The organism is Rhizobium sp. CCGE531, from assembly GCF_003627795.1.
Classification (GTDB): Bacteria; Pseudomonadota; Alphaproteobacteria; order Rhizobiales; family Rhizobiaceae; genus Rhizobium.
The window spans coordinates 262054-274230 of the sequence record NZ_CP032686.1 but is presented as its reverse complement, the minus strand read 5'-3'; the positions used below and the strand labels follow the sequence as shown (position 1 = coordinate 274230).

The 12177-nt window shown below is 57.3% G+C and carries 11 protein-coding genes; 1 reads left to right on the top strand and 10 read right to left on the bottom strand.

The genetic code is table 11. The features are described 5' to 3' along the window. Positions 1 to 126: 126 nt before the first annotated feature. The 9 genes from CCGE531_RS27575 to CCGE531_RS27535 all read right to left on the bottom strand — a co-directional run bounded on the left by CCGE531_RS27575 (position 127) and on the right by CCGE531_RS27535 (position 10858). Positions 127 to 1002: a shikimate dehydrogenase gene (locus tag CCGE531_RS27575; RefSeq protein ID WP_120669829.1), complete on the bottom strand. Its 876-nt coding sequence runs from the start codon at positions 1000 to 1002 to the stop codon at positions 127 to 129. Positions 1003 to 1354: 352 nt separating this feature from the next. Continuing rightward, positions 1355 to 2215 carry a hypothetical protein gene (locus CCGE531_RS34480; protein ID WP_162944048.1) on the bottom strand — a complete coding sequence of 287 codons (861 nt, stop codon included), beginning with the start codon at positions 2213 to 2215 and terminating at the stop codon, positions 1355 to 1357. Between the two features lie 362 nt (positions 2216 to 2577). Next, the gene (locus tag CCGE531_RS27565; protein WP_120669825.1) at positions 2578 to 3258 is read right to left on the bottom strand and encodes a TetR family transcriptional regulator; all 681 of its coding nucleotides are present in this window, start codon (positions 3256 to 3258) and stop codon (positions 2578 to 2580) included. A gap of 84 nt (positions 3259 to 3342) precedes the next feature. Beyond that, on the bottom strand, positions 3343 to 5229 hold the full coding sequence (locus CCGE531_RS27560) for a sugar phosphate isomerase/epimerase and 4-hydroxyphenylpyruvate domain-containing protein (protein WP_120669823.1): 1887 nt from the start codon (positions 5227 to 5229) through the stop codon (positions 3343 to 3345). Between the two features lie 80 nt (positions 5230 to 5309). Continuing rightward, on the bottom strand, positions 5310 to 6650 hold the full coding sequence (locus CCGE531_RS27555; protein ID WP_120669821.1) for an MFS transporter: 1341 nt from the start codon (positions 6648 to 6650) through the stop codon (positions 5310 to 5312). A 447-nt stretch (positions 6651 to 7097) separates the two neighbouring features. Beyond that, positions 7098 to 8294 (bottom strand): FAD-dependent oxidoreductase, encoded by a 1197-nt coding sequence (locus CCGE531_RS27550; RefSeq protein ID WP_120670572.1) that lies wholly within the window; start codon positions 8292 to 8294, stop codon positions 7098 to 7100. 77 nt (positions 8295 to 8371) lie between these two features. After that, positions 8372 to 9172: an amino acid ABC transporter ATP-binding protein gene (locus CCGE531_RS27545; RefSeq protein WP_120669819.1), complete on the bottom strand. Its 801-nt coding sequence runs from the start codon at positions 9170 to 9172 to the stop codon at positions 8372 to 8374. 4 nt (positions 9173 to 9176) lie between these two features. Next, positions 9177 to 9917, bottom strand: a complete 741-nt coding sequence (locus CCGE531_RS27540) for an amino acid ABC transporter permease (protein WP_120669817.1) — start codon at positions 9915 to 9917, stop codon at positions 9177 to 9179. A gap of 17 nt (positions 9918 to 9934) precedes the next feature. Next, positions 9935 to 10858 carry a transporter substrate-binding domain-containing protein gene (locus tag CCGE531_RS27535; protein ID WP_120669815.1) on the bottom strand — a complete coding sequence of 308 codons (924 nt, stop codon included), beginning with the start codon at positions 10856 to 10858 and terminating at the stop codon, positions 9935 to 9937. A gap of 112 nt (positions 10859 to 10970) precedes the next feature. Here CCGE531_RS27535 and CCGE531_RS27530 point away from each other — a divergent pair, with 112 nt between their 5' ends. Further along, a complete protein-coding gene (locus CCGE531_RS27530; RefSeq protein WP_120669813.1) occupies positions 10971 to 11657 on the top strand; it encodes a GntR family transcriptional regulator in 687 nt (228 codons plus the stop codon). A 33-nt stretch (positions 11658 to 11690) separates the two neighbouring features. Here the strand turns inward: CCGE531_RS27530 and CCGE531_RS27525 are convergent, their stop codons facing one another. Then, a complete protein-coding gene (locus CCGE531_RS27525) occupies positions 11691 to 12164 on the bottom strand; it encodes a MarR family transcriptional regulator (RefSeq protein WP_120669811.1) in 474 nt (157 codons plus the stop codon). Positions 12165 to 12177 lie beyond the last annotated feature (13 nt).

The following is a 12177-nucleotide window of genomic DNA, read 5'->3' as shown; positions in this document are numbered from 1 at the left end:
ACGAAGGTCTTAAGATGTTCGGGCAGAGAAATGTTCATCGTACTCATGCAAATCGCTATAGCTGCAATGGCAAAATTTGGCAAAGGAGATGCTTCAGCCCACGGCGGACGGGAGGCCATCCAGTCGTCAGATTATGGAGCGCAGAGAATTGAAGTGCTGCATCATACGCTCGGCCGTCGGACGGATGCCCGTGAACAATTCGAAAGCCTTCACCGCCTGGAATACCGCCATGCCGCCGCCATCGAGCACGCGGCATCCCTTTTTCTTTGCGAGCGTTACCAATTCGGTTTCGATCGGGAAATAGACGATCTCGGCGACCCAGAGGCGATCCGATAGAAGCTGTGCGTCGAGCGGCAGCCCCGGATAGGCGGCCATGCCGGTTGGCGTTGCGTGAACCAGGCCATCAGCTGCATCCAGGGCCGCGGCAAGATTATGGCCAACCGAGAAGCGGCAGTCAGCATGTGCCGGCTGGAGCTGATCCACGAGTGCCCTTGCCCGCATGGGGTCCAGATCGAATATCTCGATCGAATGCACGCCCATCTCAGCCACCGCATGGGCAACGGCAACGCCGGCGCCGCCGGCACCCAGTTGCACGACATGATCGAGTGAAACGCCGGCCAGCCCGCGTCGGAAGCTTTCGGCAAATCCCCACCAATCGGTATTGTGGCCGATCCTGCGGCTTCCTTGGAAAACGACCGTATTGATGGATCGCAGCGTCTGCGCATCGGGCGACAGCTCGTCCATCAGGGCGACGGCCGCCTGTTTGCAGGGATGGGTGATGTTGAGACCGGCAAAACCTTGCGCCTCGGCCTCATCGATGAGAGCCGGCAGGTCCGACACGGAAAGGCCACGAACATCCAGGTCGATGAGATCGTAGCGATAGGACAGGCCGCAATGCTCACCCTCGCGCATGTGCATGGCCGGCGTCAGCGAGCGGCCGATGCCGGCACCAATCAATCCAACATGAAGCTGGCGCGGAATAATGGCGGCTTGAGTATTCAATTTTTCCTCCCGAGCGGCAAATCAAAGCCATGCCACAGGCTTGCCTGCAAAATGTACGAACTAGTACGTAAAGTCAATATGAGGCATGCTTTCTCGCTCCAGGAAGATCCCCGGTCCAGATCAAACGGCTGTGTGTCAGGCCATTTCGGCTTTGAATGCCATCACCTTTGTCCTCGGTGTCGGCGCGATGTGGATCGCGGATATCATTTTCGATACGGCGATGCGCCATTTCAAAGGGGGAACGGCTGATTAAGAGGTGGAAATCAACAACGAGCTGGGGTCAGAAAGGCGACCAAGTTCGCGCCTTTCTGATTACCTACCCTATGAAGCCGTTGCAAAGAGAAAACGATGATCAGAAATCCAGACCTCTCCTGATGTCATCAATACGATTCTGACCTCGTTGCTGGCGATTTTGCTCAATCGCTTTTTCGATATCGAGCTCTGGCCGCAACTTACGCGAAGGTGAAGTGGGTACTATAACCGATCCTTGCGGAAGGATTTCTTTAAGTTCACCGTGGAACGGTTTTCCGCCTTCAGAAGGCAGGACAAACGATTTAGCAGGGAAGTTAGTGACGTATACTTCTGTTGGACGCTTGTCGACAAGCTCGGCAAAATTGAACTCTACAGTTCTCGTCGTTTGCCGCATGCCGTCTGTTCCCAACGTTCCTGAGAAGTGACCATTGGCTAGATCACTGCCGAGCGAGGCGGTCGTTGTGATGACCACATCGACGGTATAGCTAAAAGCGTCGGGTTTCCCGCTCGATACTTCCAATTGCTTGGCCCACTCCCTCAGTTTAAAGTCCGCCGGCGTTACGGTGATATGCGAACTCCTTGCGTCCTTACATGCTGCCTGATCCTTGTCGTTGAGACGCATGTTGTATTCCGCCGTGCCGGTTCTAGTCGCGTCCCTTTTGACTGACGCGCTTCCGCTAAAGACCAGCTTGTCGATATGTGCGGGAATAATCCATCCAAGTGGATCAGCGCTCGCACTAGCAGTTTCTTCTGCTTTGGATGTTATCGTATATGTGAGAAGCCAACGCTCGGGATCAATGTTCGATCCTTTGCCAAATCTCCTAAATGTATCCTGAACCTCACACTTGATGACACTCGACAGTGTTGAGATTGTTTTGGGGTCTTCTCCATCAAAACGAGGAACAGATGTGCATCCTGATATAAACGTTACGCCAGCAAGCATAAAAATTCTACTTTTCATCCTCAGCGCTCCCCTAGTCGTTACTTTAGTTAATTTATACGACTTATTGCGCGCAGATATTGTAAAATTACATCAGTACTAAAATTTAAAGTTTCAAGCGCCTAAGTATATGACAAAGAATTGTATTTACTTTTCTCACCAAATTCATTGGCCGCTAAAACTGGATATTTTAGGAGGTGATTGACCTGCGTGGGAAGAAGCAAACGAGCAGCCGTTCCGACAAATTGGGAGATACTAGCCTCAAGCCGGTTTAAGCTCAGTGACCCGAGGGTACGTCATAGAATTTCGCGAGACATAGCGTGTAGAAAGATAATCAATTTTCATGATTACACGTTTGCCCCACAATCTGCTAAAGCATTATTTTATATACATAATGATGGCACGGAGGAAGGATTTTTCAGAAAAGCGAGAATAGCATCGACGATCAATGACTTGTGCCGCTTCTTCAGCTCCTCGGAGGACAGGTCGCGCTCGAAGATCGCACCGAACGTGTGGCGATTGGAAACGCGAAAGAAGCACTGGGCGCTGATCATCATATGCAGATCGACGGGATCCACCCGACGCACGAAGCTACCGTCGGCATAGCCGCGTTCGAGGATATCCGTGATGGTATCGATGACTGCGATATTCATCTCAGACAGGACGACCGAACGCTTCATGTGCTCGGCACGATGGATGTTTTCGATGCTGACCAGGCGCACGAAATCCGGATTCTGATCATCATGATCGAAGGTGCTTGCGATCAATTGCGCCATCGCCTGAACGGGCGGCATGTTTTCGAGATCGAGCTCGCTCTCGAGCGTGCGGATCTTCGTATAGGCTTGCTCGAGAACGGCGAGATAGAGCCCTTCCTTGCTGCCGAAATAATAATAGATCATGCGCTTGGACGTTTTGGTGCGCTCGGCGATCTCATCGACGCGCGCACCGGAAAAACCGGCTGCGACAAATTCCTCGGTGGCGATCTTCAGAATATTTTCCTTGGTCGCGTCTGGATCGTTCTTTCGCGTCAGACGCTCGATCTTGGCCGCTTGCGCTTTCGTCATGCCCTGCCCGTCTTCCTGGGTCTGTCCCCTGCCCATCATTGAAGATCAAAGCTTTAACACAGGCTTTACGCGAATGGGGAGAGCCTAAAGTTTCGGCAGACCAATCGGCCGCAGGTGACGCCGGAGCGCGGCGATGCGAAAGATGGCATTCGCCGCACCATATCCGCGATAGCCGCTGCGCTGGACAATTTCGAAGAAGAAGCCTTCGCCATAGGTCGGGCTGTAGAGCTGGAAATATTCGCCGTGATCGTCGCGATCATAAAGGATGTTGTGGGCCTTCAGGCGATCGGTGAAGGCCGGATCCAAACCGAACCTCGCCTCCAGATCGTCGTAATAGTTGGGCGAGATCATCAGGGTGGCAAAACCGTTGTTCGATAAGGCAGCCGCTGCCGTGAAAATATCGTCTGTTGCGAACGCCAGATGCTGAATGCCCGAACCGAAGGTCTCGGCGATAAAGCGCCCGGCCAAGGTGTTGCGATTTTCCGCACCGTTCAGCGTGATGCGCAAGCTACCCGGCTCGTTTTCGACGACCTGGCTGCGAACGACCCCGGCAGGATCGATAATATCGACCATCGGCGTCTTATGCGCATTCAATATCGCCGTGTAAAAAAGCAGCCAGGTCAGCAATTCCTCGTATTTCGTCGTCTGCGCGACATGGTCTATCCCCGTCAGGCCGACCGGTCGCAGATCTGTCTCGTCGTTGACAGGATCGAACTCGATCTCCCATATGCGCGCAAGAGCGCTTCTGCGGTCGAGAAAATACAGGATACCGCCGCCAACACCCCTGACAGCAGGCATTTCGATCTCGCCGGGATTCAATGGCTGCTCGAAACGTTCAGCGCCAAGTGCCACGGCCCGCGCCATCGCAGCCTGGGCGTCATCCACCCACAATCCCATCGCATAGGCCGACTGCCCGTGCAAAGCATAGGAGGCGCCGGCAAACCCGTCCGGATCGGTGTTGACGACCAGATTGATGTCGCCTTGCCGGAAGACATCGACGCGTTTTGTCTTGTGGCGTCCGACATGTCGGAAGCCCAGCGCCCGGAGCCGATCTGAAAGAACGGGCGCCTCGGCTTCGTCCACGGTAAATTCGATAAAGGCGATGCCGTCCACGTCGGCCCGCGCCGGCATGGGCGGCAAGGTGAGGCTGCTGTTCTCCGCACGGCGAACCTGGTCGCCGAGATAGACGAGCGACCGCCGGCCATCGACGGCAATGGCGGTCGGCGAGCCGCCGCGAAACTGGTCGTTGAAGATTTCCAGCGACAGATAGCCGTCGTAACCGGTCGCGGCGACGGCCTTCATGAATTCGAGCACGGGAAGATCGCCCTCCCCCGGCATGTTGCGGAAGTGACGGCTCCAGTAGAGAAGATCCATGTCGATCAGCGGCGCATCGGCAAGCTGGATGATGAAGATCTTCTCCTTCGGGATCGACCGGATCGAATTGACATCGATCTTGCGCGAAAGCGTATGGAAGCTGTCGAGAATGAGGCCGATATTCGGATGATCGGCCCGGCGGACGATTTCCCAGGCATCACGATGGTCGTGAATATGCCGTCCCCAGGCAAGTGCTTCATACCCAACCCGCAGGCCGCGCTTGGCCGCCCTCTCGCCGAGTTCGAAGAAGTCGGCCGCGGCGCGGTCGATGCCGCCCAGCGCCGCGGACGAGACGTTCGAGCAGACAAGAACGAGGTCGGTCCCCATTTCCTGCATCAGATCGAACTTGCGTTCGGCCCGATCGAAAGTCCGGCTGCGCAGGGGCTCAGGCATGCCCTCGAAGTCCCGGAACGGCTGAAAGAGCGTGATTTCCAGCCCATGGTCCCGAACAATTCGGCCGACCTGACTTGGCGATTCATCGAAAGCGAGGAAATCGTTCTCGAAGATTTCGACGCCATCGAAGCCGGCCTTGGCGATGGCCTGGAGTTTTTCCTTGAGGTCACCGCTGATCGAAACAGTCGCGATCGAGGTTTTCATTGTTTCATCCCGTTCACTTGGCGATTTTCAACAAATTCATCCGCGATCGCTTGATGTCATCGCTGTCAGGAGACTAACGGCTAGACCGTCCTGTCGGCGTGGCGAACCGAGGCTGCAAAGCCTCGCCTGTCCTTGCCAAGTTGATCGATCGGCGTTCGGTAGGTCTCCGTAGCGGTTGCCGCGGAGACGGCAGCGATCAAGGCTGTGATCGAGGTAAACACGGCAACCGGCACCCATCCCATCGGCCCGGTGCCCATCACGGCGGCACTGATCGTCGGCGCGAAACCGCCGAGCGCAAAGCCGATCTGGGTGCCGACCGCCATGCCGGACAGACGCACGCGGGTGTCGAACATTTCAGCATAGAGCGACGGCCAGATGCCGTTGGAAGCGCTGTAAACCACGCCCGAGAGCAGAATGCCGAGAACGAAGACGAGCATGAGATTGTTCTGGCTGATGGCCCAGATATAGGGCCAGATCAACACCGCGCAGCCGATGGCGCCAAAGATGAACACCGGCTTGCGGCCGATGCGATCTGCGAGAATGGCCCATGCCGGGATGGCGCCCAGTGCCACGATATTGGCGAGAACCAGAACGGTCAGCATCGTCGAGCGATCGATATGCATGGTATTGACCGCATAGGACAGCGTGAAGACGCTGAAGATGGTGCTGACGACCGAAATCAACGCGGCAAAGATGATGCGAAGGACATCGGCCCAATAGTTGGTGAAAAGCGAGACGAGCGGTACTTTCGCGACGTCGCCCTTCTTTGTTTCCTCCAGGAAGGCAGGCGTTTCAGCGAGCGTTCGGCGGACCCAGAATCCGACGATAACAACCACGAAGCTCAGAAAGAAGGGCACGCGCCAGCCCCAGGACATCAATGCGGCTTCATCAAGCCTTCCAAGCGGGATGAAGACCAATGTTGCAAGGATCAGGCCGGCTTGCGTTCCGCTCAATGTGAAGCTGGTAAAGAAGGCGCGCCGGTTTTCAGGGGCGTGCTCAAGCGTCATGGAACTGGCACCGGCCTGTTCGCCTGCGGCCGAAATGCCTTGCAGCAATCGCGCCAGAACCAGAAGGACAGGCGCCAGAATGCCAGCCTGATTGTAGGTCGGCAGGCAACCGATGATGAAGGTCGAAAAGCCCATAAGGAGCAAAGTGAACGTCAGCACCTTCTTGCGGCCGAACTTGTCGCCGACGTGACCGAGAACGACCGCACCCAGAGGCCGCATGATGTAGGCAACACCAAAGGTTGCAAATGAGGCGATGGCCGCCGTTTGCGGATCTTCCGCCGAAAAGAAGATTTTTGGGAAAATAAGCGCAGCCGCTGTCCCGTAGACGAAGAAATCATAGTACTCGACCGCACTTCCGAGCCAACTCGCAAGCGCTGCCCGCCTGGGCGTCTTATGTTCAACCTGTGTTGTCATTGTCGCTCCTCCCCGAAGCATTCCGATGTCGAAAGAGTGCCGCGACCGTGATGAATCCAGGTTTTAGCCGGACTCGGTCGCAGGACATTCAAGTTCATCCTGACGGTCATCGGTGCTGCTAACGCAGCATCCCTCACTCCTCATGGTAATAATGTACGAACTAGTTCGTTTTGTAAAGCTCCGCCATTTTGTGACGGCTCGACGCATGGCTGCAAGCGCGGCAAAGCTTCCGATCCGTCCCGCTCGACCAGCCACGGACCCTTGCCGTCGTGACTTTGGGCCGCGCTATTCGAGGCGTGGTCGATGGATCAAACAGCCTCGTTTGGTTCATACCGAACACAGCTGAGGAGTTGACAAATCAAATGCATTCTCAACTCAGACGGCGCTGCTTTAACCGCGCATTGCGAGTGTGAGTTGAAAAGCCAGGACCTGGTCGTGATGAATGAACTAATCGGCCAGCATTGCGCTGACCAGCCGGGCGGTGCGGGGAGCCAACGTCAAGCCGATGTGCCCGTGCCCGAAAGCAAGAATAACGTCCCGCCCTCCCTTCGATGGCCTGATGACCGGCACGGAATTGGGCATTGAGGGCCGAAATCCTAACCAGGAACGACTTGGCGTCCCAAGTTCAGGAAAGAATTTGCGCGCATGCGTTGCCAGGGTCTGTTTGAGCCGGACATTTTCCGGAGCCGTCAGACCACTGAGTTCCACAAGGCCTGCGACACGCAGGCGGCCCCTCATCGGGCAAAAATAGAACCCGTGCTCCGTCGGACAAACCGGCCGCTCGATCGGCAGTTCCGGCATGTCATATTCGACGTGGTAGCCGCGCTCGGTGTCGAGCCGCACGGGATCGCCAATCTCTGCGGCCAGTTTGCGCGAATGGGCGCCTGCGGCGATGACAACGGTGCGGGCGCGCACGTCATATGGCGGCGCCGCAATGCGAACGCCGTGCCGCTCGCGCGCAATACCGGTAACGGACGCCTGGACGAATTCAGCACCTGCCCGCTTCACCGCCGAGGAGAGGAGTCGCATCACCTCGCCTGGATCGCTGAGATTGATCGCGTTCGGAAAAAAGAGGCCGCCGCCTTCGAATTCCGGAAGCCGTGGCTCGAGCTGAAGCACGTCGCCGGCCGACAAGAGCTCCTGCGAAACGCCGTAGCGACGGCGCAAATCTATGTCGGCGCCCGCGGCCCGGAATGCCTCACGCGTTTGGTAGAGATAGAGGCAGCCTTTTGCCGACAGGAAATTCAAAGCATCGATTTCGGCGGCAAATTCGGTCCAGGCCGACGAGGCATCCGAAACGAGCTCGGCAATCCGGCCGGCATTTTCCCGGTAGCGGTGAGGGAGGGATTCAAAGGCAAATCGCGCCAGCCAAGGAAACAGGGTTGGCAGTGCCGAGGCCCTGATGGATAAAGGACTGTTCGGGTCGAAAAGAAGCGACATGAAATTTCGAAGGACCAACGGCGTTCCAACGGGTATGACCGCGTAGTCGGCGACCGTCCCGGCGTTGCCGTAAGAGGCGCCGGAACCCGGCTCACGCGGTTCTATGACCATAACCTCACGCCCATCGGCGCGAAGTCGAAGTGCAATTGCCAAGCCGATGACGCCGCCGCCCACGACAGCGATATCTGTCGAAATCCTATTCATCTCATCCATGATTCTTTAGACAGCCCAATCGATGGCGTACCCAACATCCAAGCGGATACGCCGGCGGGACCTTGCGGTCAGGCAGGCTTTGCATATCTCGCGACATAGGCGGCCGTTCGAGACTCCCTGGGATTGTCGAGCACATCCGCGGCCGGACCCTGCTCGATGATCCGGCCGCCATCGATAAAGACGACCCAATCCGACACTTCCCGGGCGAATGGCAGCTCGTGCGTGACGATGATCATCGTCATACCGTCGCCTGCAAGCTCGCGCATCACGCGCAACACCTCGCCGGTCGACTCCGGATCGAGCGCAGATGTCGGCTCGTCAAACAGGAGCACGGTCGGCGAAAGAGCAAGAGCCCTCGCGATGGCGACACGCTGCTGTTCCCCGCCGGACATTTGTTCCGGATAGGCCGTCGCCCGGTGCAGAAGCCCGACACGGGCCAGCAATCGTACTGCCCGTTCCACCGCCTCGCGCTCCCCGACAGCCGCGGCGTGCATCTGTGCCAGGATGACGTTTTCCACGGCGGTCAAATGCGGAAACAGATTGAAGCGCTGGAATACCATGCCGACGCGCTGGCGCAGCCCGGCAAGATCCTTGCAAGCGACAATACCTTTTACAAAAATCGCCTCGCTATTTATTTCGATGGAGCCGCCGTCGGGCTGTTCGAGCAGATTGACGCACCGCATGAGGGTCGTCTTTCCGCCGCCGCTTTGGCCGATGATGCTGACGATGCGCCCGCGTGGAACGTCAAGGTCGATCCCATCAAGCACCAGCCTTCCGTCGAAAGATTTCCGAAGGTCCCTGATCTTGATTGCCGCGGCGCCATCGGAACGGGTCGCGATGCCAGCCGTTTCGACTGTCAGATGTGCCATTCGCCTAACCCCCATTTTGAATCAACGCCTTTACCAGCCGCAGCCGTCGGCGGCGGCCAGGCGACAAGGGCACGCCTGCGTGAATAGTGCGCTCAAGCCAGAGCAGGCTTTGTGAGATGGGGTAACAGACGGCGAAGTAGACCGCTGCGATCACCAGATAGACTTCGAGCGAGCGAAATGTTTCTGAAGCGATCAATTGCGCCCTTGTCATCAGTTCTGCAGCCGAGATGGTCACCAGCAACGACGTCGACTTCAGCAGATCGACGAACATCGTATTGGTTCCCGGCAGCGCGAGACGAAGAGCCTGGGGCAGGACCACATGACCGAAGGTCGTCGCGCGGCTGAGCCCCAGCGCCTGGGCAGCTTCGTTCTGCCCGGAATGGATGCCGGCAATCGCCGCGCGAAAGATCTCCGACAGATAGGCTGCGTAGAACAATACCAGGCTCAATACGCCGGCGACGAAAACGCTGAATCTTATGCCGACCGAAGGCAAGCCAAAATAGGTGACAAAGATGATGGCGAGCAGGGGAACATTCTTGAAGACCTCCGTGTAGATGGAAGCAGGCAGACGCACGACGCGCAACCGATGAAGGCGCATCAAAGCGAGCACGAGACCCAAAGCCGATGCCCCTATGAAACTGGCCAGCGCGTAGGCAAGGGTCCGTAAAAGACCCTCGCCGAGATTGCCTGCATATTCGCTCCAGGGAACTTGGAACATTTGAGCCAGAGGTTGCCAAAGGTTCATGTCCGTTCTCCCGGAAGTCAGTCAGCGATTGACGGTGGAGACCAGGTCTGTGGCCGATCCACGCCACGACGCTGCGCCGCCATATCCGGCGACGGAACCAGGAACTGCTTGGGATCGCCGCCCCATTTGGTGACGAGCGCGGTAAGCGTCCCGTCCTTGTACATCGCGTCGATCTGATCCGAGATCGCCTTGGCAAGCTTCGGAGCCTGCTTGGGAATGTAAAAGCCGGTCATATAGGGCTGGAAATATTTGTAATCCGAATGCGCAGCAACCTGTTCCGCAGTCGGGGCATTCAGATAAGCGACCCGAAACTTCATGTCGGGCCGCTGCTGCTGCTGATAGATAATCAGCAGCGGATCGAGGAAGCCGACATCCAGCCTTCCCGACGAAAGATCCGCAAAGACGCTGTCGGCCGTCGGGTATGTACGCGCATCGGCCTTTGGGACTTCGGCTATCGACTTGGCCCAGACATATCCGGTTACGGTGCCAAGCGCCTTGCCTTCGAGGCTCTGTACGTCGGGATACGTGGCTTCGCCATGCACGGCCATGGCCGGCGGCGAATAGTAGGGAGGATCGGTGAACAACCCCGCCTTCTGTCGCGCATCGGACCATGCGATGCCGCCGATCGTAATATCGACGCGCTGCGACTGTACTGCCGCGAGCATGCCGGGGAAATCGGTCACCGTGGTCTCTATTTTAAGGCCAAGCTTCTTGGCGACTGCGTCGAGAATGTCGCTATCGAGCCCGACAAGCTTTTCATCCTTCAATGCCGTGTAAGGCATATACGGCTCGATGGCCACCTGCAGTTGGCCCGGCTTCAAGGTTTCGAGGTCTTCGGCCTTCACAACCGTTGCGGCGGCCATCAGCCCAAGCCCGAAGCTCAGGATTGCAGCCATCCCCCGTTTGAACCGGAAATAGCGGAAAATATCGTTGCTAATCATGTTCACCCTCCTTATATTTTTGTAATATATTACAGCGTATATTATCGAAGTACATTGTCAAGTGATTCCGCGAGACGCGCTCCGGATCACTCTCAGGATGGAGACGATACGGATGGACACTTGGATGTCGGAAGAAATGCTCGATGATCCGGAAGTGACGCTGACATTGGCGGAGCGCACCTATTTGCAATTGCGCGAGGACATCATCACGGTGCAGCTGCCGCCCGGCACCATCCTGCGTGAGAACGACGTGATGCGCCGCCTCGACGTCGGGCGCACGCCCGTACGCGAGGCATTCCTGCGGCTGCAGCGTGATGGCTTCGTGGACGTCAACGCGCGCCGCGGCACATTCGTCAGCAGGATCGATATCAGCGACCTCACGGCAATCTATGAAGCCAGGGCAAGGATCGAATCCTGGGCGACCCGATTAGCGGCCGAACGTATGCGTGAGCCGGAACGCCTGGAAGCCGGCAAGCTGGTCGAAGCGCTGAAGGCGCTCTCCCTGCCGACGGACCTCGACGCCCTGCTTGCGCTCGACCGACGTATTCACCGCTTTATCTATCGAAGTGCCAAGAACCGGTATCTCTTCGACACGCTCGATCATTACCACAATCTCTCGCTGCGCATACTTCACGTTGCGATGCGGCGATTTCCTGAGCTCTCGCCGGAACTCGATAAGGTCGTGCAGGAGCAGATACTCATGCTCGAGGCCGTCTGCCGCGGAGATGCCGATACCGCCGAACGGATTGCCCTGCATCATGTCCTCAGTTTTGAGCAGGAAGTTCGCAAAGTCATCTGAGCGCGTCAGCTTGCGGCGACGCCTCACACCGGCTCACCTCTGCTCCTGGTCGCTGGATCGGTCAGCTTCCGCGCCGGTGATTTGATCCAGATTTGCGATCAGTCGCGTGAGCAGGGCGACGAACTGTACCGCTTCCTCTTCCGTAAACCCGTCAAGTGCATCACGATTTCCCTGGAACAGGGTTTCGATTGCATCAGGCATGCGGTCCCTCGCGGCCTTCGTGAGAATTATGTGGCTGCTTCGCCCGTCTTCCGGGTGGGGGTTTCGCCGGATCAAACCGTCCCGTTCCATGCGAGCGAGCATTTGCGCCATCGGCGGCTGCTCGACCTTGGCGAAGCGGGCAAGATCGCGCTGCGTGCTTGCCTTCCCGTTCTGCAGCGCGACCAGCACCGGCAATTGGCCGACGCCAAACCCAAGAGGCTTCAGGCGTGCCTCGCTTAGACGGGCAAACCCGCGCGCTGCGAGACTGATGAGATGCCCCGGCGTGGAAAGCACGTCGTCTTGCATTTCCGCTTTTCCT